General features: G+C 64.8%; 18 protein-coding genes and 1 pseudogene. 6 read left to right on the forward strand and 13 right to left on the reverse strand.

Features of this window, described 5'->3' with window-relative positions:
* Nucleotides 1–39: 39 nt before the first annotated feature.
* From C1932_RS18845 to C1932_RS18875, 9 genes and pseudogenes are all read right to left on the reverse strand, one after another.
* Complete coding sequence (locus C1932_RS18845) at nt 40–360, reverse strand: hypothetical protein (RefSeq protein ID WP_108763194.1); 321 nt, start codon at nt 358–360, stop codon at nt 40–42.
* Nucleotides 361–428: 68 nt separating this feature from the next.
* Nucleotides 429–827 carry a hypothetical protein gene (locus tag C1932_RS19895; protein WP_159094569.1) on the reverse strand — a complete coding sequence of 133 codons (399 nt, stop codon included), beginning with the start codon at nt 825–827 and terminating at the stop codon, nt 429–431.
* Between the two features lie 81 nt (nt 828–908).
* Nucleotides 909–1,298, reverse strand: coding sequence for a hypothetical protein (locus tag C1932_RS19900; RefSeq protein WP_159094570.1), 390 nt, complete (start codon nt 1,296–1,298; stop codon nt 909–911).
* An 80-nt stretch (nt 1,299–1,378) separates the two neighbouring features.
* A pseudogene (locus C1932_RS18855) lies at nt 1,379–2,722 on the reverse strand (RHS repeat-associated core domain-containing protein); the annotation flags it as partial.
* A 72-nt stretch (nt 2,723–2,794) separates the two neighbouring features.
* Nucleotides 2,795–3,175: a DUF6869 domain-containing protein gene (locus C1932_RS19905; RefSeq protein WP_159094571.1), complete on the reverse strand. Its 381-nt coding sequence runs from the start codon at nt 3,173–3,175 to the stop codon at nt 2,795–2,797.
* A gap of 8 nt (nt 3,176–3,183) precedes the next feature.
* The gene (locus C1932_RS18860) at nt 3,184–7,902 is read right to left on the reverse strand and encodes an RHS repeat-associated core domain-containing protein (protein WP_199911985.1); all 4,719 of its coding nucleotides are present in this window, start codon (nt 7,900–7,902) and stop codon (nt 3,184–3,186) included.
* A gap of 256 nt (nt 7,903–8,158) precedes the next feature.
* Nucleotides 8,159–8,674 carry a cytochrome c oxidase assembly factor Coa1 family protein gene (locus C1932_RS18865; RefSeq protein WP_108754532.1) on the reverse strand — a complete coding sequence of 172 codons (516 nt, stop codon included), beginning with the start codon at nt 8,672–8,674 and terminating at the stop codon, nt 8,159–8,161.
* A 24-nt stretch (nt 8,675–8,698) separates the two neighbouring features.
* Complete coding sequence (locus C1932_RS18870) at nt 8,699–10,924, reverse strand: S9 family peptidase (RefSeq protein ID WP_108763196.1); 2,226 nt, start codon at nt 10,922–10,924, stop codon at nt 8,699–8,701.
* Nucleotides 10,925–11,058: 134 nt separating this feature from the next.
* Nucleotides 11,059–11,748 (reverse strand): glutathione S-transferase N-terminal domain-containing protein, encoded by a 690-nt coding sequence (locus tag C1932_RS18875; RefSeq protein ID WP_108751277.1) that lies wholly within the window; start codon nt 11,746–11,748, stop codon nt 11,059–11,061.
* A 110-nt stretch (nt 11,749–11,858) separates the two neighbouring features.
* On the opposite strand from C1932_RS18875, the gene C1932_RS18880 reads away from it, so the two are divergent.
* The 3 genes from C1932_RS18880 to C1932_RS18890 all read left to right on the forward strand — a co-directional run bounded on the left by C1932_RS18880 (nt 11,859) and on the right by C1932_RS18890 (nt 14,548).
* A complete protein-coding gene (locus C1932_RS18880) occupies nt 11,859–12,482 on the forward strand; it encodes a TIGR00645 family protein (protein WP_108754534.1) in 624 nt (207 codons plus the stop codon).
* A 199-nt stretch (nt 12,483–12,681) separates the two neighbouring features.
* Nucleotides 12,682–13,698: a TonB family protein gene (locus C1932_RS18885; RefSeq protein WP_108754535.1), complete on the forward strand. Its 1,017-nt coding sequence runs from the start codon at nt 12,682–12,684 to the stop codon at nt 13,696–13,698.
* A 211-nt stretch (nt 13,699–13,909) separates the two neighbouring features.
* Nucleotides 13,910–14,548 (forward strand): transposase, encoded by a 639-nt coding sequence (locus C1932_RS18890; RefSeq protein WP_108763197.1) that lies wholly within the window; start codon nt 13,910–13,912, stop codon nt 14,546–14,548.
* On the opposite strand, the gene C1932_RS18895 is transcribed toward C1932_RS18890, so the two are convergent.
* The 4 genes from C1932_RS18895 to C1932_RS18910 form a co-directional block, all read right to left on the reverse strand.
* Complete coding sequence (locus C1932_RS18895; protein ID WP_108757495.1) at nt 14,535–15,719, reverse strand: ABC transporter permease; 1,185 nt, start codon at nt 15,717–15,719, stop codon at nt 14,535–14,537. The two genes, C1932_RS18890 and C1932_RS18895, sit on opposite strands and share 14 nt — an antisense overlap.
* Nucleotides 15,716–16,462 (reverse strand): ATP-binding cassette domain-containing protein, encoded by a 747-nt coding sequence (locus C1932_RS18900; protein ID WP_108751282.1) that lies wholly within the window; start codon nt 16,460–16,462, stop codon nt 15,716–15,718. The genes C1932_RS18895 and C1932_RS18900 overlap by 4 nt, the downstream gene beginning before the upstream one ends.
* Nucleotides 16,459–17,985, reverse strand: a complete 1,527-nt coding sequence (locus C1932_RS18905; RefSeq protein WP_108763198.1) for an alpha/beta fold hydrolase — start codon at nt 17,983–17,985, stop codon at nt 16,459–16,461. Before C1932_RS18905 ends, C1932_RS18900 begins: the two co-directional genes overlap by 4 nt.
* 144 nt (nt 17,986–18,129) lie before the next feature.
* Nucleotides 18,130–18,879, reverse strand: a complete 750-nt coding sequence (locus tag C1932_RS18910) for a ferredoxin--NADP reductase (protein WP_108754539.1) — start codon at nt 18,877–18,879, stop codon at nt 18,130–18,132.
* An 84-nt stretch (nt 18,880–18,963) separates the two neighbouring features.
* Here C1932_RS18910 and C1932_RS18915 point away from each other — a divergent pair, with 84 nt between their 5' ends.
* The 3 genes from C1932_RS18915 to C1932_RS18925 all read left to right on the forward strand — a co-directional run bounded on the left by C1932_RS18915 (nt 18,964) and on the right by C1932_RS18925 (nt 21,432).
* Nucleotides 18,964–19,932 carry an ABC transporter ATP-binding protein gene (locus C1932_RS18915; protein ID WP_164274990.1) on the forward strand — a complete coding sequence of 323 codons (969 nt, stop codon included), beginning with the start codon at nt 18,964–18,966 and terminating at the stop codon, nt 19,930–19,932.
* On the forward strand, nt 19,929–20,720 hold the full coding sequence (locus C1932_RS18920) for an ABC transporter permease (protein WP_108751287.1): 792 nt from the start codon (nt 19,929–19,931) through the stop codon (nt 20,718–20,720). Before C1932_RS18915 ends, C1932_RS18920 begins: the two co-directional genes overlap by 4 nt.
* A 160-nt stretch (nt 20,721–20,880) precedes the next feature.
* Nucleotides 20,881–21,432 (forward strand): hypothetical protein, encoded by a 552-nt coding sequence (locus C1932_RS18925; RefSeq protein WP_159094025.1) that lies wholly within the window; start codon nt 20,881–20,883, stop codon nt 21,430–21,432.
* Nucleotides 21,433–21,526 lie beyond the last annotated feature (94 nt).

Here is a 21,526-nt window from a genome sequence, read left to right on the forward strand (position 1 = left end):
CGCCTAACAGTCCTCTCGGAACATCGCCATCTCTGCTCGTCAGTAGATGTTAGCCATAATACGGATGTAGTCGTCCAGAGAGTCGACCCTCTTATCGATCACGACGCCACGCCTTCTTGCCAAGGATTGGACTTCGACAATCAGTACTCCGTACCCCGCGTCCCACGCATGCAGTTCTCCGGGCGATAGCTCCTTCGAGAAACGATCTGTTGGCCGAAGTTTCCCTGCAGGGAGTCGAAGCTCGTCTGCAACATGCCTGAGCAACTCGATCACGGTCTTCTGTTCCAAACCTGCGCCTAGATAGAACTGCGCATAGAAATCAGGAGCAGATAGCTCGTCTCTATCTTCCAGGTTGCTCATCACTTCAGACCCCTTATTCACCGGCTGCGCGACAGCCACAGTAGACCATGGAGCCGATATCCCAGAACTTATCCGAAACAGTCGTTACGGTAGCCGTGCGTCCTAAGACTGGTCCCGCCGTACTCCAAGACGCTTGAATAGGGCCGAATCGTCGACCATTGGCTGCTCGCTGGATCGACTTCCGTACTCGGAAACCAGCAGCGCAACGCGAGATCAAACACCAAACCATCCGCGTTGGGATCATTATCCGGCACCTGATCGCCAAAGATTTCGTTCTTGCTGCTCCACTCCCAGATAATCACATCGCGCACCGGGTCGATGACCACGCGCGGCGCGCCTAGGTGTTCCGGCTGGATGTAGGCCAGCTCCGGCACTCCAGCGGTAGGCACATGGATCAGCGCAACAGGGTAGTTGTGCCACGGCTCACCTAAACGCACTGCCGCGCCAGCGCGTTGGCTTGCATGCATCGAATGAAGCTGGGATGGGAGATTAGAGATCGATCAACCTAACTCACGTGTTGCGCTTGCAAGCTGAGACCGCCCCCCAGCTCACATAGTACCACCGCATCCACCGTACACCTCCTTGGGGACGGCATTAAGGCGTATTAATAGAACACGCATCTCACTAGGCGCACAATTGCCCATCACACTGTATAGAACCATAACTCCATTGCCATTTACATAAACAGAGAAAACCCCATTCCCACCATCCGAAACCCCTCTCACCAGGTATAGATCACCAGCAGGAGTCCGAGCATTATTTCTGACAAAATTCAACTCTGAGAATCCGGGCATCTCAGAAAGAAGGGCAACTCTTCTGCCAGAGGATGAGAGCCACAGCCTTGCCTTTTCTTCATCCTCAGAATCAAGAATATCGATTCTATCAGCGCTCAGTTCATCAGCATTCCCGGGGGTAACCCGGCCGACACTGGCGTCCATCCAATGCGAAGGCCAGGCCGCACTTCTTGACACAGAACTGCATCCAAGAATAAGCAGAACAAGTCCAAACATGGTAAGTCTCACTTGCATCGGAGCGCCCTCTTGATTGCGTCTCTAACTCTGTCGTCAGGGAGACCCAAATGTTCAGCCATGATATTCCCTTCCCAACCAGGAACTGGAGACGTTGTGCGCGGATTCAAATTAGTCACATCATACATATCAACCCGCCCATCATACTTAAACTTCATCAAATGGCCGGCCTCATGTGCAGCCGTCCAAGGATTCATATCTGAATACCACCGCCCCTCACTACTTCCGCGCACAAATGAAACACCAACACCTGGAACAATCTCAATATCGTTAGCACGACCTTTCGCCGGCTGACTTACCGTGACTGTGAAGCCTGGACTTGACCAAGTTGACTCAATTGATCTGATTATTTCACTGATCTTTTCAGGCGTCGCCATCTCACCTCGAAACCGAATTGGGATATCAATCGAAGCGCCTCCATCGTTGCAATTGCATTTCGCTATCATCCCCGATGGATCACTGATTCCGACTGGACCAGAGTTTGCATAGGCGTAACTGGAGATCCCCCCCATCAACCCAATCGGGTCACTCTGCGAGTACCTCCCCACCGCCGGGTCATACTCCCGCTGGTAGTTGTAGAACATCCCACTCGCATCCGTCGCCTGCTGGCCCGGGAAGCGCAGCGCCAGTTCGAACGCCACACCATCACCGTCCGGGTCGGCACTCGGGATCTGGTTCCCAAACACTTCGCTCTTGTTGCTCCACTCCCAGATCGCCACATCCCGCACTGGGTCGATCACCACGCGCGGGGTACCCAGGTGATCGGGCTGGATGTAGGCCAGCTCCGGCACGCCCGCAGCGGGCACATTGATCAGCGCGACCGGGTAATTGTCCAGCCAGATGGCCTGCTGCTGCGCGTCACCACTGGCGCTGTAGTTGCCCAGCCATTGCCCTGCTTCGTCGTACAAGGTGATCTGCGCTGTGCCGCCCGCCGGGGTGCGCAGCACGCGCCGCGCTTGCCCCGGGCGGGTCAGGCCAACCTGGCTGATGCGTCCCAAGGGGTCGCGTACATAGTCGGCCACACTGCCATCGGGATAGGTCAGCGCGGTCAAGCGGCCCGCCTTGCTGTAGGCATAGCGCAAGGTGCTGGCCACACCGTTGATCGTCTGCACCTTGAGGGTGATCTGGCCGAAGCGGTCGTGGCAGTCCTGGGTGCTGCGATTGGCGTGCAGCACCTGGCCCAGGCGCCCCTTGGCGAAACGCTCGTCGGCGGCACAGGCGGCCGGCGCCACATCGTAGCTGTAGCCGATATCCAGATTCGGATCTGGATACGCAACACCGATCAAGCGATTGAGCGCGTCATAGCTGTAGGTGGTCGTAACGCCACGTGCGTCGGGAAGCAAGATGATTTCCGCCCACCTTCTCCAATCGCGCGAGTCGCACTCTCCCTCGCTCCATGAATAGCCCTAGCCTGACTTGGCAGCAAGCTGAACCCGCCGCCACACTTCGTCGGACATCGAATTTTTCCAAGTTTGGCCAAGCAATTCTCTAAGAGATCGGTCCTGCTTTGCAAGATTTTCAAGGCGCAAGATTTCGGCATCTCCATGAACAATCAAGTAATCCTCCAACGGCCCTGCGGCAAGATTGGAAAGCAGTGACGCATCCACATTCATTCGTCTGACAGCCTCAATGAACATCCATCCCCCGCTAGGGCTCAGACGAATGATGTCGTCAACTTCATCTAGTACCCTTACAAGGGAATCGCGCTCTTGGGAGTCCACGGCAAGCCCGGTGAAGTGAACCCATTCTTCAGCGATCTTTCTAATCCGGTCTCTATCAGAAATCATTCGACGTCTCACATAGGTTGAGGCAGGGTCGCCCAGGACCATGCCTCATTACTGTATCCTGCGCATCGCTTTGCCGCCGCTTCAGAGAGCAAGCGTCTCAACTGGGCCTGTTTGTTCCGAAATTGCTGTACGTGCCCATCTATCGACATGCGCCCTGTGGCTGGAAGCCCATGCTTGTCCTGCTTAAGATCCCAGTATCTCTTTCTTAGCTCAATCACCAACGAGTCTATTTTTAGAACAAGTCGATTGCAGTCATCGCCATCCTGCTCGCACGCCTGAGACAGAATGCTTCGAACCAGAAGTGATGCGGCACTTTGCGGATTCGCAACACTATTCGACTGACTTAGACTTAGAGCGCTAAGTATACTTGACGTTGTTGCAAGCCCAGAGGACACCACTTCCCCAGAAACAGGCGAAACGAAGTTTGATTGACTTCCCCCTACAGATGCGTGACTCGGGTCTATGGAAGCGCGAGAACCGGCTTGTAGGCCGCCGCGCATGACCTGAAGACCGTGAGGGTCAACCTCCGACGTCGGATCATTTAGCGCATAGCTGAATGTATTTACCCCCCCCATCAACCCAATCGGGTCACTCTGCGAGTACCGCCCCACCGCCGGGTCATACTCCCGCTGGTAGTTGTAGAACATCCCACTCGCATCCGTCGCCTGCTGGCCCGGGAAGCGCAGCGCCAGTTCGAACGCCACACCATCACCGTCCGGGTCGGCACTCGGGATCTGGTTCCCAAACACTTCGCTCTTGTTGCTCCACTCCCAGATCGCCACATCCCGCACTGGGTCGATCACCACGCGCGGCGTACCCAGGTGATCCGGCTGCACGTAAGCCAGCTCTGGCACGCCCGCAGCGGGCACGTTGATCAGCGCCACTGGATAATTGTCCAGCCAGATGGCCTGCTGCTGCGCGTCACCACTGTCGCTGTAGTCGCCCAGCCATTGCCCTGCCTCGTCATACAAGGTGATCTGCGCAGCGCCGCCCGCCGGGGTACGCAGCACGCGTTCACCACGATGGTTGTAGGCATAGCTTTCCAGCACCGCGTTGCCCTGCTTCACCGCATTCATGCGGTTGGCGTCGTTGTAGGTGAACGCCTTGCTGCCAATGCTGGTGGTATTGCCCGCCGCATCATGGCCGCGGGCTTCGCCATCCACCGCAGTCAAGCGATGGCTGCTGGCGGGATAGGTGTAGCTGGCCACACCGGCCGCGCTGGTCAATGCAGTGCGGTTGCCGGTGGCATCGTACGCATACGTCTCAATCGGCGTGCCCGTCGTACCGTCCTGAGTCTGGGTCAGGCGACCCAGCGTGTCGTAGGCATACGTGGCCAATACGGTTGAGCCCGCACCATTCTTCAATTCGGTGATGGAGCCCACCGGATCGTACCCGTAGCTCAGCGACAGGCCGCCGGCGGCCGGGTCGTGTACCGCCTGCGGGCGGTAATCCAGATCCAGCGGACGCTGCAGTTGGCGGCCATTGCCATAGCTCCATCCCGTCGCGGGGCCGAAGGCGGCATAGGTCACGTTGTCGACCACCACCTGCCGCGCTTGTCCTGGGCGGGTCAGGCCAACCTGGCTGATGCGCCCCAAGGGGTCGCGTACATAGTCGGCCACACTGCCATCGGGATAGGTCAGCGCGGTCAAGCGGCCCGCCTTGCTGTAGGCATAGCGCAAGGTGCTGGCCACACCGTTGATCGTCTGCACTTTGCGGGTGATCTGGCCGAAGCGGTCGTGGCAGTACTGGGTGCTGCCATTGGCGTGCAGCACCTGCCCCAGGCGCCCCTTGGCGAAGCGCTCATCGGCGGCACAGGCGGCCGGCGCCACATCGTAGCTGTAGCCGATATCCAGATTCGGATTGGGGTACGCAACACCGATCACGCGGTTGAGCGCGTCATAGCTGTAGGTGGCCGTAACGCCGCGTGCATCGGTGCGGGTCTTGCGATTGCCCGCCGCATCGACGGTGAAGCTGCTGGTGCCGCTGTCGGGGCTGACCTGGCCGGTCAGGTCGCCGAATCCATTGTAGGCGTAGGTGGTATGCAATCCCTTGGGGTCGGTCACCTGGGTGACCTGATCCAGCGCGTTGTACTGGCTGCGGATCTCTGCCGCCACGCCGCCCACATCCTGCAGGGTCTGGGCCAGGCGGTTCAGCGGATCATGCTGCTGGCTGGTCACACGCTGAAGCGCATCGGTCACCGTCTGCGGGTTGCCGTTGGCGTCGTAAGTGAAGCCGGTGGCATGGTTGCCCGCATCTTTCAGCGCGGTCAACTGGCCAAGGATGTTGTAGGTCCGCGCCAGTGTGCGCCGCAGGGTGCCACCCGCATCAACGGTGTCCTCGTTGAGGCGGTTGCCGGCATCGTCCAGCGTGTAGTGGATGGTGTTCCCGGCACTGTCTGCGATATCGGTCAGGCGCTGGGCCGCGTCGTACACGTAGGTGACGCTGCTGCCGTCAGGCTCGGTGACCTGTTGCACCTGGCCAGTGGGCCAGTAGCTGATCTGGGTAGAGCGGTCGTCAGCCGGGGTCGCGCCGCGCACCGTGATCGATGTCGGCCAACCGCGCGGGTGGTAGCCATAATCGGTTACCACGCCATTGCCATCACGCACGGACAACGGGCGCCCGAAGGTATCGTAAGAAAGCGTCTCCGTGGTGTGGCCCAGCGCATTGCTGATGCTGCGCAGGTCGCCCTTGCGGAAACTGCAGGTGCCACCGCTTGCACAGCCCGCATCGTCCGCGGTGTACCACGCACGGGTCGTAATATCGCTCACGTCAGTACGGGGGCCATCGGTCGACCGCAGGGCACCCACTTGGGCACAGTCAGGACCTTCGGCCTCGCAGTAGGTCAGTGTGGTGACACGGGTCTCATCCGTGGCCGTATCACGCACGGTGATGACCGTGGGCTGCAGGCGTGCATTGCGGGCAATGCGGGTTTCCTGCGTACCCACGGTCTGCAGGACAACCCGGTTGCTGTCTATCGCAACGCGCGTTTCACTCACCCGCTCCTGCGGGGTTCCCGCAGCTTCCGTCGTAGTCGTGACCCGCACGGCGCCTGCCAGCGGGTCGGTCCCCTCGGCGTAGGCATATTGGGTTACCGTGCCGCGTCGATCCGTGCTGGATGCAACACGCCTGCGGAAATCCGTACTCTCGGGCAGCAGCACAGTTGTGGTGGTACCCGCGGCATCAGTTGAACCCGTGACCATGCGCGGGAGCGTGCCTGGGCCACCTGCGGTCAGTTGGTAGGTGGACGTCTTTCCCAAGGCGTCGGTCACGACGGTGTCACCGGCCGGCAGGTACGCGAGGTCAATCCCATCGATTCCTGCACCCGCCGTGCCTGGACCAGGGGAGTGACGGCTGTAGATCACGCGCCCCTTGTCGTCATACCCGAACCAGCTGAAACGGCGGTTGTCCTCGGCGGTAACACCGGTGAGGTAATTCGGGTAACGCGCATCCTCATAGTGGTAGCTGCGCACGCTTCCATCTGCGTACGTGGCGCTGAGCAGATTCTCGCTGCTGGAATAAGCGTACGAAACCAACGCCTGCCCGGCCAATGAAATGGATGAGATCCGCAACGCATTGCCCGGCACTGCGTAGTGAAGCGTCAACTGGCGCCCGCTGGAATGGGTGACCGACAGCAAGCGCCCGCGCGCGTCGTAGGCATAGGCCAGCCATGTTCCGTCTTCGAAGTCGCGGTGCTGCATGCGGCCTTCGTTATTGAAGTACAGGCGCTCCGTTGCACGCGACACCTGCCATCCCGATGTCTGCTGGACCGCGCGGTCGCCGCTGCCGTCGTTGGCCTCGTACTGGGTGCCGACTTTGACAAAGGCGATCTGGTTTCCATCAGGATCGATCAGGCCGACCGACAATGCCGGCGGGAACACGGTAGGGTCGTTGCCGGTGGCAAGGCGTATGTTGTGGGAATGGGTCCAGCCGATCCCCATCGACTCGCCAGCAGTGCTAGTCAGGGAGTGATAGTGCCGCTGGACACTGACCCAGCCCAGGTCGAAGTCAGGCTCTGGCTGGCTCTTGTCACCGGTGGCGGGATTGCAGGGGTTGCCGCGCATCGGGCACTGCTTGGGTTGCGGCGGGCCCTTGTAGGTCATCATGCCGGCAGTGCGCATCTCGCACATGCCGCTGGCCGCGTTCCATTGGGTGCTGGACTTGTTGGGGCAGTCCACGCGGCGTTTGCGCTCCAGCACACCGCGCACGAAGGCGCCCAGGCACGAGCCCCCACCGAAATCAAGGTAGCGTGTTCCCGACAGCATTGCCGTGTCGCGTCGGCTGCTGCCATCGGGTCCCTTGTCAGAGCCTTCCACCCACTGGATGGGGTCCAGCTGCAGGGCCGGGCACTGCGGATCGGACGCGTTCTGCGTGCGGATCGCCTGCATGAACAGCTCTTCGCTTGCGTAGGGCTGCGAGGCGTACGTGTAGGTCCAATCCGCCTTGATCAGCGCCAGGGGCTGAAAGCGATAGTCGGTGGTTGTCTCACGAGGGCTGACCGCTTGGCTGTGCACATACCACTGGAAGGGGACATCCACCTGGTCGCCGGCGAACATCGTCTCGATGGATTGGCGCGCGGCGCTTTCAAAGAGGAATTTCTGGCCTGGCAGATACGGGAAAGCCGTCCATTCCTTGCCAACTTCCTGTGCGTATGCGCTGGCACCTATCGCAAGACCCGGAAGGGCCAACGACAGTGCCAGCAGCCATTCGGCTTTGATTCGCTTGAACATCCCTGTTCTCCACTCTTGGGCGGGGGTCGCACCGGCGGAGGAACACCCACACGCCAGCATCGCCATGGCGCGCTGTACGTCGGACCGTCCCTGTTCCGGTAACGCGGCTGGGCCGCATGGGCGAAGTTATCTCCGAAATAACCGGCACGTTCAAGGCATGAACTGTGCTGTCGGTCGAATTTCGGATTATTCCTAAACGACACGAGCCACCCGATCACCGGCCAGAGGCGAAGCCTGCGGGCCTATCGCGCTGCGGTCACAACGCCAACCCCACCCCACAGCCGCCCCGCGCACGGCACTCCCGCAGCGCACACTCCTCTGCGGCTTCCGAATCGTCCAGCGCGCTCAGGTCGAAGGTCTGTTCGTCTTCGCCCAGCACGTACATCACCGGGTAATCCCAGACGTCATCACGACGGCTGCCCTGCACGAACAGGCGCCCGCGTGCATCTGGTCCCTGCAGGCCGACGATCAGGCCAACGTTGCGCTGGCCGTCGATTGCGGTCTGCATGCTGCCCACCGGCATCGCGTCGGCCTGCAGCGGTTCGCCGAAGGCCTGCACCAGTTCAATGCTGCACCCAGCGCGGCGCATGGCCTCGCGCATGGGTGCGCTGTCGCGCGCGGCATCGCTCCAGCGCAGCAGGCTCCACCCGGTAGCGCCGCCCAGGGTGGCCAGCAGCAGCACCACGGCCAGCGGCATGGCCCAGCGCCAGTGGCGCCGCCACCAGCCGGTGGCGGGGGCGGCATGTGCGGGAACGGGCGGTGGCAGCGGCATCGGCGGGCTCCTTCCCAGTCGCGATCAGGGCTTCAGGCAGCGCTCCAGGAAGGCTTCGGCCACGCGGTAGCGGTGCAGCGCGTCGGCGCCGGACAGGCCGTGCTTGGCGCCCGGGTAGGTCATCAGTTCGAACGGCTGGCCACGCTTCTGCAGCGCGCTCATCAGGCTGGTGGAATTGGTGAACAGCACGTTGTCGTCGGCCATGCCGTGGATCAGCAGCAGCGGCGAGCGCAGGCCGTCGATATGGGTGAGCACGCGCGCTTCGCGGTAGCCGGCGTCGTTGCGCTTGGGCAAGTCCATGTAGCGTTCGGTGTAGTGGCTGTCGTACAGGCCCCAGTCGGTGACCGGTGCGCCGGCCACGCCGCAGGCATAGCTGTCCGACGCCTTGGCCAGCAGCATCAGGGTCATGTAGCCGCCGTTGGACCAGCCCTGCACGCCAATGCGCGCCGGGTCCACCCAGGGCTGCTGCTTCAGCCAGGCCACGCCGCGCAGCTGGTCGGCCACTTCCACCGTGCCCTGCTTGCCGTACAGCGCGCCGCCGAAATCACGGCCGCGACGCGGGGTACCGCGGTTGTCCAGCGAAAACACCACGTAACCCTGCTGGGCCAAGTACTGGTTGAACAGATGGTCGCCACGGCCGGGCCAGCTGTCGGTGACGGTCTGGCTGGCCGGGCCGCCATACACGTACACGGCCACCGGGTAGCGCTTGGACGGGTCGAAGCCGGTCGGCTTGATGATGCTGTAGTTCAGCGCGGTCTTGCCATCGGCGGCGGTAAGCGTGCCGAACTCGATCGGCCGCTGCGCGTCGCGGTAGCGCGCGTAGGGATGCTTGGGGTCGGCCAGATCGTTCTGCAGCAGGGTGGCGATCTTCTCGCCATTGGCGCGGTACAGCTCGATCTGCGGCGGGGTGTTGCTGTTGGACCAGGTGTCCACGTACACGCTGGCGTTGCGGGCGAAGCTGGCGCTGTGCATGCCCGGGGCCTGCGACAGACGCTGCGGCGCGCTACCCTGCAGCGATACGGCGTAGATCTGGCTTTCGCGTGCCGAGTCGATGCCGGCGCGGAAATAGACCTTGCCCGCCGCTTCGTCCACGGCCAGCAGTTCGTCCACCGGCCAGTTGCCCTGGGTGAGTGCGGTGGTCTTGCCGTCGTTGCCAATGCGGTACAGGTGCTGGAAACCGCTGCGTTCGGACGACCACAGCAGGCTGCCGTCCTGCAGGAAGCGCAAGCTGTTGTGCAGCGGCACCCAGGTCGGGCTGGTTTCATGGGCCAGCGTGCGCGTGCCCTTGCCGGCCAGGTCCACTTCCACCAGGTCCAGCTGCTTCTGGTCGCGCGACTGGCGCTGGTAGGTCAGGCGCTGGCCATCGCGCCAATCCACGCGCGCCAGGTAGATGTCCTGTTCCTTGCCCAGGTCGATCCAGCGCGGCGCGGCAGCGGCGGCCGGCGCGATCACACCCAGTTTCACGGTCACGTTGGCATCGCCGGCGGCCGGGTAGCGCTGCTCGATCACATCGGTGCGGTCGGCGTAGACCTCGTAGCGCTTCTGCACCGGCACCGGGCTTTCATCGATGCGGGCGAAGGCGATGGCCGAATCATCCGGCGCCCACCAGTAGCCGGTATGGCGGTCCATTTCCTCGTCGGCCACGAATTCGGCCACGCCATTGCCGATGGTCGCGCTGCCATCGTGGGTGAGCTGCACGGCCTTGCCGCTGGCCAGCTCGATCACCCACAGGTTGCGGCCGCGGATGAAGCTGACGAAACCGCCCTTGGGCGACAGCTTGGCGTCGGTGGCGAAGCCTTCGCCGTGGGTGAGCTGGCGCACGGCCGCGGCACCCTGCTGCTTCAGGTCGTACAGATACAGTTCGCCGCCCAGCGGGAACAGCAGGCGCTGCGCGTCCGGTGCCCACTGGTAATCGACGATGCCGGTCATGGCGGCGATGCGCTGGCGCTCGCGGCGCGCCTTTTCTTCATCGCTCAGGGTTTCGGTGCCGGGCAGCACCACCTTCGAATCCACCAGCAGGCGGGTCTGGCCGCTGCCGATGTCGTAGCTCCACAGGTCCAGCTGGTTGCGGTCGGTGTCCTTGCCACGCAGGAAGGTGACGCGCGAGCCGTCCGGGGCCACCTTGGGCTTCATCAGCGTGGGGCCGGACAGCGGCAGCGGGCCGGTGATGGCTTCCAGGGTGAGTTTTTCGGCGTGGGCAACAGTGCTGGTGGCGATCATGAGGGCAAGCGAGGCGAACAGGTGGCGCATGGGACATCCCGGGCAACGTCAGTGTCCATCCTAACCAAGCCGGTGCGCGAAGGCAGCATGACCTTCTGCCCATGGCCAGCGGGGGGCAGAGCCCTTTGCGGCGCAAAGGGATCTGACCCCGGTTTCGCCAAGCGTCAGCGCTGGCCGAACAGCTGCTTGCGCTCTTCGTCGCTCAGCGGCTTGCCGGCGTTGGGGTTCACCTTGTCGCGCAGGGCGTAGGCGCGCTGGGTGGCCGGGCGTGCGGCGATGGCTTCGTGCCAGCGCTTCAGGTTCGGGAACGCGGCAAAGTCGACCGGAATCTTGTCGTAGGCGCCGATCCACGGGTAGCTGGCCATGTCGGCAATGCTGTACTCGGCACCGCCCAGGTAGGCGTGCTCGGCCAGGCGCTTGTCCATCACCCCGTGCAGGCGGCGCACTTCGTTGTCGTAGCGCTCGATGGCATAGCCGATCTTTTCCGGCGCATACACGTTGAAATGGCCCATCTGCCCGCTCATCGGGCCCAGCCCGGCCATCTGCCAGAACAGCCATTCCAGGGTGGCGATGCGCCCACGCGGGTTGGTGGGCAGGAACTGGCCGGTCTTTTCGGCCAGGTACAGCAGGATCGCGCCGGATTCGAACACGCTCTGCGCGGCGCCGCCGTCGGCCGGGGCATGGTCGACGATGGCCGGCATCTTGTTGTTGGGCGAAATGGCCAGGAAATCCGGCTTGAACTGGTCGCCGGCGCCGATGTTGACCGGGTGCACGCGGTAATCCAGTCCGGTTTCTTCCAGCAGCAGGGTCACTTTGTGGCCGTTCGGGGTGGGCCAGTAATACAGGTCGATCATGGCGTCGGCTCGGCGTCGTTCAGGAAAGTGCCAGTCTAGTGCCTTGGTTGGCTTGGCACCGTCATGGTGGGCCGGTAACCTCGCCGCTTCCCCGCAACGCACTGTCCTGCATGAGCCCCCAACGCCCCCTGTCCCCGCTGTCCTCGCTGATCTTCGCCTCGCGCTGGCTGCAGCTGCCGCTGTACCTGGGCCTGATCGTGGCGCAGTGCGTCTACGTGTTCCTGTTCGGCAAGGAGCTGTGGCACCTGATTTCCCACTCGGCCTCGATGGGCGAGCAGCAGATCATGCTGATCGTGCTGGGCCTGATCGACGTGGTGATGATTTCCAACCTGCTGGTGATGGTGATCGTGGGTGGCTATGAAACCTTCGTGTCGCGCCTGCGCCTGGAAGGCCACCCGGACCAGCCGGAATGGCTGAGCCACGTGAACGCCAGCGTGCTGAAGGTGAAGCTGGCGATGGCGATCATCGGCATCTCCTCCATCCACCTGCTGAAGACCTTCATCGCCACCGGCGCGCTGGGCGGCATTCCGCTGTGCACCCCGGAACAGATGGCCGTGGCCGCCGCCAACATCGGTGCGGCCCGCTGCGCCATGCTGACCGCCGATGGCGTGCTGTGGCAGACCATCATCCACTGCGTGTTCATCCTGTCGGCCATCGGCATTGCCTGGACCGACAAGCTGATGTCCAACGGCCATGAGAAGGCCGAGGGCCACGGCAAGGGCGGCGCGCACTGAGCCCTGCGGGCCGGCAGCCGCCCCGTGCTGCTGCCGGCCACGGCCACTGCCCTTGTACGCAATGGCGGCGGGGATGCTAGATTGCACCCTCGCCGCAGTCGGCGCCGGCGTCGGGAAACGCCGGCGGCCACGCCCGGATCCCGATCCCGGCGCTGCAGCCACACGCACTACGTAACGTCGTCTTCTAAAGGGGAGCAGGATGTCGCACGTCTCTACGATCGCTGCCGCGCGCCGGTGGATGCCGGTTGCCCTGGTGCTGGCCCTGGCGGCCTGCTCGGGCAAGGAAGAAACACCCGCCGCTGCCGCACCCGGGGCCGCCGCGCCCGCCGCAACGGCCCCGGCCGATGCCGCCGCACCGGCGGTCGCCGCCAAGGTGCAGTCGATGGGCACCGAACAACTGCGCGAGGCCGCCAGCCAGGCCCTGCGCGAGAACCGCATGTACGCGCCGGCCGGCGACAACGCCATCGAGTACTACCTGGCCCTGCGTGACAAGACCCCGGACGACGCCTCGGTGAAGAGCGCGCTGACCGACCTGCTGCCGTACACGCTTATTGCCGCCGAACAGCACCTGGGCCGCGAGGACTTCAGCGAAGCCCAGCGCCTGGTCGCGCTGATCGAGAAGGTGGACCCGTCCGCCCCGGCCCTGCCGCGCCTGAAGGAAGGCATGACCAAGGGCGTGCAGGTGGCTGCCAAGCGCACCGAAGACGAGACCGCCAAGGTCAAGAAGGACGCCGAAGACCGCGCCAAGCAGCTGGTGGAACAGCAGCGCCTGGCCGACCAGCGGGTGAAGGAAGCCGAGGCCGCCAAGCAGATTGCCGCCCAGCAGGACGCGGCCCGCCGCGACAGCGAGCGCCAGGATGCCGAACGCCAGGCCGCCGCACGCCGCGAGGCCGAGCAGAAGCAGCAGCAGGCGGCCGCCCAGGCCGCGACGGCCGCGCGCCAGGCCGCCGCCACCGCGGCACCGAGCCTGCGCCCGGTCAGCACCCCGGCGCCGCGCTATCCGTCTGAAGCCCTGCGCTCGGGTACGTCCGGCGAAGTGCTGGTGGAGATCACCGTGGGCACCGACGGTTCGGTGACCAATGCACGCGTGCTGCGCGCCACACCGTCGCGCGTGTTCGACCGCGAGGCACTGAACGCGGTGAAGCGCTGGCGCTTCGAGCCGGTGGGGGCACCGGTCACCACCCGCCGCACGCTGGTGTTCGCGCCGGGCGGTTGATCCACCCGCCACGACTGCGAACTGCCTGCAGGGCCCGGAGCGATCCGGGCCCTGTTGCGTTGTGGGTATTGGGCCCTGTGCGGGGAACCTGTCGCGTCTGGCTGCGAGGCGGCTGCCGCCGGCACGCTGCGGGCCTTGCTGGCGTGTTGCCCGCTCGCGCCGCCGTTGCGGGCCGTGCAGGCTGGGGGATTCCCTGCGCCAGGCACGCGCGATGCGCCATCCGCCACTGTCCCCCTACCCGCCCTGCCTGGTGCGGCAGCGCGCGCGCCACCCGGCCACCCTGTTCGTCGACGATGACGACCGGCGCCAACTGCTGGCCCTGCTGCACAGCGCGCTGCTGAAGCACGGGCTGCTGCTGCATGCCTACGTGGTGATGGATGACCATCTGCATCTGCTGGCTACACCGCGCACAGGCGATGGGGTGGTGCGTGCGCTGCGCGCGTGCTGCGCCGCCTACAGCCGGGCCTTCAGCCAACGGCATGGGCGCCCCGCGCCGCAGTGGCAGACCGGGCTGCAGTGCCTGCCCGTGCAGGACCCGGCGTACCTGCTGGGTGCGCACCGCCATGTGGAACGGGGACCGGTGCATGCGCGTGCAGTGGAACACCCCGAACAGCACGCCTGGTCCAGCATCCACGGCAACCTGGGGCTGCGCGAAGATGCGCTGCTGACAGCGCACCCGCGGTACCTGGCGCTGGGCGCAGATGCGCAGGAGCGTGCCCTGCGCTACGCCGCCTTCCTGAGCGATGGCACCGCGCATGCCGATGCCATCGCGATCGAGGCCCTGGCACGGCGACCGCCTGCCCTCGGGGCGGCGGTCACCCTGCGCGCGCCCCGGCTCAGCCGGAAATAGCCAGGCGCTCGTTGTGGTAACGGCGCACGGCAGCGAACCACAGCACCGCGGCCAGGCCCAGGCTGGCGCCCAGATAGATGCCCCACACCGTTGGCGAGATCGCCTCGTGGCGGATCACCTTCAACAGCATCTGGTTCTGCGACAGGAACGGCACCGCGTACTGCCACAGCTCGCTCTTCACCGGGTAAGCCATCAGCGCATAGCCCGGCAGCATGGGCAGCAGCACCAGCCAGGTCATGTGGCTCTGCGCTTCCTTCATGCTCTTGGCGGCCGCCGACAGGTAGGTCAGCAGCGAAGTACCGATCAGCAGCATGGGCAGCATGACCAGCAGCATCTGCAGCATGGACACGATGTTCATGTTCAACTGCCGGCCGACGTTGCCGGGGGCGATCTGCGCGCTCAGTTTGAAGGCCACCAGCGTGAGCAGCAGCGAGGCGAAGCCGACCACGCAGGCCGCGGCGATCTTGCCGCTGACAATCGCACTGCGCGAACCGGGCGTGGCCAGCAGCGGCTCCAGCGACTGCCGCTCACGCTCGCCGGCGGTGGAATCCATCACCAGGTAGGCGCCACCAATGAACGAGGTGAGCGTGAGCAGCACCGGCAGCAGCATGGACAGCATCATGCCGCGCTTGGCTTCGGCGCTGGCCATGTCCTGCTGGGCGACATCCAGCGGGCGTGCCACCTGGGCATCCACGCCACGCGCCATCAACCGCAGTGCCCCCACCTGGCCGTTGTAGGTGGCCAGCGCCGCCTGCAACCGCGCACTGGGCACTTCGGCGGCACGCCGGGTGCTGTCACGGATCACTTCCACCAGCGCCGGCTTGCCGTCGGCCCAGTCCTTGCCGAAATCGGCACTGATGCGCAGGGCGACATCAATTTCCTGCGAACGGATGGCCTCGGCCAGATCGGCCGGTGCGGTGGTGGCATTCAGGCCTTGTGCGGCCAGGAAGCGCACCAGGTTGGGCGCGTGTTCGGCGCCGATGGTGGGAATCTGCAGCGGTTGTTCAATCTGCGTGCGCACCCGGCTTTCCGACAGCTTGCCCATGCCCAGGATCAGCAGCGGGTACAGCAGCGGCCCGAACAGCAGGGTCAGCGCCAGCGTGCGGCGGTCACGCGACAGATCGCGCAGTTCCTTGCGCATCACCGTCATCAGGGTCGACATCATGCTCATGCGTGCAGGCCCTCTTCGCTGCCGATCAGTTTCACGAACGCATCTTCCAGATTGGTTTCGCCCGCCTGTGCACGCAGTTCATCGCTGCTGCCGGCAGCCATCACGGTGCCCTTGGCGATGATGACGATGTGGTCACACAGCGCGCCCACTTCCTGCATGATGTGGCTGGACAGGATCACGCAGCGCCCTTCTTCGCGCAGGCCCAGCAGGAACCGGCGCAGTGCGCGGGTGGTCATCACGTCCAGCCCGTTGGTGGGTTCGTCCAGGATGACGTTGCGCGGGTCGTGCACCAGCGCGCGCGCGATGGCGGTCTTGGTGCGCTGGCCCTGCGAGAAGCCATCGGTCTGCCGGTCCAGGATGTCGCCCATGTCCAGCGCATGCGACAGCACCTCGGTGCGTTCGCGGATCTGCTGCGCCGACAGGCCGTGCAGTTCGCCGAAGTAGGCGATGTTCTCGCGCGCGGTCAGCCGCTTGTAGACGCCACGGGCGTCGGGCAGTACGCCCAGGTGGCGGCGCACTTCCACCGGATCGCGCGCCGCGTCGATGCCATCGACGGTGATGCTGCCCTGGTCGGGGGTCATCAGCGTGTACAGCATGCGCATGGTGGTGGTCTTGCCGGCGCCGTTGGGGCCCAGCAGGCCGGTGATGCGGCCATCAGCAGCAGTGAAGCCGACGTTGGCCACGGCCTGGATGCGGCCGGTGCGGGTGTCGAAACCCTTGTGCAGGTTCTCGGCGACGATCATGGGGCCCATCCGTTGAACGAGGTGAATGCCGGCACGTAGCTCAGCGTGTCCAGGCAGCTGGCATCCAGTGCCTTGGCGTCGGTGGTGTCGATGAACTGGCCGAGCAGGCGCGGCATGCAGCCGGCGCTGAGCGTGCCGTGGCCCTGGCCGCGGGCGACCAGGGCGCGCCCGTTGGGCAGGCCCTTGACCACCTGGTCGGCGTAACGCGGTGGGGTGACCGGGTCCAGCTCGCCGGACAGCAGCAGCACCGGAAGGTCGCCCTTCAGCGCGGCGGTGGTCGCTGCCGGTGCCGGCTGGTGCGGCCACACCGGGCAGGCGGCGAAGAACGCGCGTGCCGCCTCGGCACCGAACAGGGCTTCATCGCTTTCCGGCGGCGCCTGGAAGCGCGGCGCGTCTTCGCTGCAGATGACCGACCACTGCATGCCACGGTTGATCTGGAAATCCATGCTGCGGGTGGCACCGCGTACCAGCGAGGCCAGCGGCGCGTAACGGCCCTGCGCCGCTTCATCCAGCACCAGCGGCAGCAGCGATGAATATTCCGGCACGTAGGAGAAAGCGAACGCCAGGCCGACCACGCTGTCCGGCGACAACACGTCCTGGCGCGGCGCATTGGTGCCGGGGTCGCGGTAATCGACGGTGACCGGCGCACGGCGCAGGGTGTCGGCCACGCTGCGCAGCTGTTCGCGGGTATCCACCGGGAAGCGCTTGCTGCAGGCGGCATCCTTGCGGCACTGCGCCGACTGCAGGGTGATGGCGTTGTCGAAGGTCTTGGCGAACTCGCCGCCGACCACCAGGTCGTTGGGTACCACGCCGTCAATGACGATGCTGCGGGTGTGCTGCGGGTAGGCCATGGCATAGCGCTGGGCCACGCGCGTGCCATACGAGCCGCCCACCAGGTTCAGCTTTTCCGCGCCCAGCGCCTGGCGCACGGCGTCCAGATCGGCAATGGCTTCGGTGGTGGTGTAGAAGCGCGGGTCGGCACGGCCCTTCAGCGAGGCCAGGCACTGCGTGGCAAAGTCGCGCATCACCGCTTCGGTGGGCGCAGCGTCTTCGTCCAGCTGCAGTTCCTTGCCATCGGCACCCAGGCAGCTGAGCGGGTTGGAGCCGCCGGTGCCGCGCTGGTCGATCAGGAAGATGTCGCGCTGCTTGCGCACCTGGCGCAGGGCGGTATCGACAATGACGGCCACTTCGCTGGCGGCCTGGCCCGGCCCACCGGCCAGGAAGAACACCGGGTCCGGCGCACCGGCACCGCTGTTGCCCGCTTCCAGCAGGGCAATGCGCAGGTCGATGCTGCGGCCGGCCGGGTTGGCGCGGTCCTCGGGCACCTTGAAGGTGGCGCACTGCGCTTCCACGTTGGCGCTGGCGCCCACGGTGGACAGCGTGCAGGGACGGAAATCGATCTGGCCGTAGCGACGGCTGGGACTGTCGCCACCATCGGCGGTGCCGGCGGAAGGCGGCGCGCTGCAGCCGGCGGCAAGCAGGCTGGCCAGTACCCCGGCCAGTACAAGTGGGTGCTTTTGCATCGTGCGTGTTTCCCCTGGAGGACGTTCCTGTCGACCACGACGCGCGGTCGCGGCGGATGTGACCAACTGCAGGGGACAACTTACACGGGCACGCTGCTGGCGGCGATGGGCGCCGGTCGAAAAACCGGGCGCCCTCCAGCAGCCTTACTTGCTGCTGACGTACTTCTCGCGCCGCACCTGCGGGTTGCCCAGGCCGGCCGCCTTCAGCGCCTCGGCGCAGGCATCGACCATGTCCGGGTTGCCGCACAGGTAGGCGATGTCGGTGACCGGGTCCGGCTGGATGCCGGCCAGGGCCTGCTGCACGTAGCCGTGGTGCACGTCCGGGTGCGGCTCGGCCGGCAGTTCGCGCGACAGGCACGGCACATAGCGGAAGTTCGGGTGCTTTTCGGCGAAGCTGTAGAAATCATCGCTGTACAGCAGTTCGCCGGGGCTGCGTGCGCCCTGCAGCAGCACCACCTGCACGCCGCGCTCGGCCATGGCCGTAGCCAGCAGTGGCAGCATCGACCGGTACGGGGTGACGCCGGTGCCGGTGGCGATCAGCAGGTAGCGGGCATTGTGGTCGCCGGGCTGCAGGCAGAAGCGGCCGTAGGGGCCGGACGCGCTGACCTGGCCGCCGATGTCCAGGGCCTCGAACAGCGCCGTGGCGGCGCCGCCGGGCACGAAGCTGACGGCGATGTCGACCGCTTCGCCGGGGCCCAGGGCGTGGTCATGGATGGTTGCCAGCGAGTAGCTGCGCTTGGTTTCGGTGCCGTCGGCGTAGGCGAAATGGACCTGGATGAACTGGCCGGGCTGGAAATCCAGCGGCTGGCCGTCATCACGCACGAACTGGTAGTGGCCGATGGTCGGCGCCAGCATGCGGCGGCCGACCAGCTTGATGGGGAATTGGACAGGCACGACTTTTCGGGACAGTGTGTAGCCGGGGCAAGCCCTCGGGGTCTTCTATAATAGACCCTCCCCGCCCCTCTCCTGCGCCAGCCCATGGGCGCGAAGGCTGCAAGCTTGGCTTCCCTGAACGAAACGGCGCCCGCCCTGCGCGTGCGCGACCTGCGCAAGACCTACGACAACGGCACCCAGGCCCTGAAGGGGGTCTCGCTGGAGGTCGCCCCGGGCGACTTCTTCGCCCTGCTGGGCCCCAACGGCGCCGGCAAATCGACCCTGATCGGCATCATCAGCTCCCTGGTCAACCTGAGCCAGGGCAAGGTGGAAGTGTTCGGCAGCGACCTGGTGCAGCACCGCAGCGCCACCATGCGCCTGATCGGGCTGGTGCCGCAGGAAATCAACTTCAACCTGTTCGAGAAGCCCTTCGACATCCTGGTGAACTACGCCGGTTTCTACGGCGTGGCCCGCGAGGAAGCCGAGCAGCGCGCCGAAGAAGAGCTGAAGCGTGCCCACCTGTGGGAAAAGGCGCAGGTGATGAGCCGCACCCTGTCCGGCGGCATGAAGCGCCGGCTGATGATCGCCCGCGCGATGATGACCCGGCCGCGCCTGCTGATCCTGGACGAACCCACCGCCGGCGTGGACATCGAGATCCGCCGCGACATGTGGCGGGTGCTGAAGGAGATCAATGCCGCCGGCACCACGATCATCCTCACCACCCATTACCTGGAAGAGGCCGAGTATCTGTGCCGCAACCTGGCCATCATCAACCACGGCCAGATCGTGGAGCAGGGGCCGATGCGGACCCTGCTGGCCAAGCTTGATGTGGAAGGCTTCCTGCTGGACATCGACGGTGACCTGCCGGCGCAGCTGCCGGTGATCGAGGGCGCGACCCTGACCGCACCCGATGCGCACACGCTGGACATCGACATGCCGCGCGCCATGGACCTCAACCGCGTGTTCGCCACGCTGAACGAGGCCGGCATCCGCGTACGTTCGATGCGCACCAAGAGCAACCGCCTGGAGGAGCTGTTCGTGCGCCTCACCGGCAACCAGGAGACGTCTGCATGAGCACCACCGAGCTGACCGACGGCCAGCGCAACCGCATTGCGCTGATGACCATCGTGCGCCGGGAAGTCGCGCGCATCCTGCGCATCTGGGGCCAGACCCTGGTACCGCCGGCGATCACCATGACCCTGTACTTCCTCATCTTCGGCCGCCTGATCGGCTCGCGGGTGGGCGACATGGGCGAATACAGCTACATGGAGTTCATCGTGCCGGGCCTGGTGATGATGAGCGTGATCCAGAACAGCTACGGCAACATCAGTTCCTCGTTCTTCGGCGCCAAGTTCGGCCGCCACGTGGAAGAGCTGCTGGTCAGCCCGATGCCGAACTGGGTGATCCTGTGGGGCTACGTGGCCGGTGCGGTGCTGCGCGGCCTGATGGTTGGCGTGATCGTGCTGATCATCGCCATGTTCTTCACCCCGGTGCGCATTCCGCACCCGCTGGTGACGCTGAGCACGGTGATCCTGGGCGCGACGATCTTCTCGCTGGCCGGCTTCATCAACGCGGTGTACGCCAAGAAGTTCGATGACGTGGCGATCGTGCCGACCTTCATCCTGACCCCGCTGACCTACCTGGGTGGCGTGTTCTATTCGGTGAAGCTGCTGCCGACCTGGGCCGAAGCGGCCACCCATGCCAACCCGATCTTCTACATGGTCAACGCGTTCCGCTACGGCCTGCTGGGCAGCAGCGATGTGCCGGTGTGGGTGGCCTATGCCCTGATGATCGGGTTCGTGGTGGTGCTGACCGCGCTTGCGCTGTGGCTGCTGCGCCGCGGCGTGGGCATGCGCAGCTGAGGTACCCCCCCCTGCGTGGGGGACCGGTTCCGGTGGCGCCAGGGCACTTGCCTGGCGCCCGGTTCGGTCGTCTAATCGGTGCGCTTCACCAGACCGACCAGCGGGCCCCCGGGCCAGCTGGTTTTTCATATGTCATGGACGCACCAGGGGACCCAACCAGATGTTCACCCGTCGTACTGCCGGCCCTGCCCGGCTCGTCGCTGCATCGCTGTTCCTGCTCGTTCTGGCCGGCTGCGCTTCCCGGCCCATTCCGTTGAACTACGCCCCCAGTTCGGTGCTGAGCGCCGAAGGCCGGGTGGATGTGACCGCGTTCGAGTACCTGCCGGCCAAGGGCGGGGAGATCAAGCCCAACCAGGTGCGCAACACCGCCATGGGCAACATCCTGTTCGAGAAGAACGTGGATGCGATCATGCGCGATGCGGTGTTTTCCGAGCTGCGCCTGGTCGGCATCAAGATGGACAAGGAAGGCAACGTCCTGAGCGGCAAGGTGGAAGAGTTCCTGATCGACGATCTGGGCTACAGCGTGGACTGGACCCTGCGCGTGCGCTACGTGGTGACCGACCCGCAGGGCCAGGTGGTCTACGACCAGGTGAAGAACGTGCAGCGCAACACGTCCAAGTTCGTGAACATCTTTGGTTCGTTGAACGAGACCATCAAGCTCAACATCGAACAGACCATCAAGGATCCGGCCTTCATCACCGCGATCAATTGAACCGTGGCGGGTCATCCATGCCCTGCGTGGATACCGTCTGCTGAAGAGCCGGGCGCATGCCCGGCTTTTCTTTCTGCTGCTGCGCCGCGCGTGG

The organism is Stenotrophomonas sp. YAU14D1_LEIMI4_1 (assembly GCF_003086815.1).
GTDB lineage: Bacteria > Pseudomonadota > Gammaproteobacteria > Xanthomonadales > Xanthomonadaceae > Stenotrophomonas.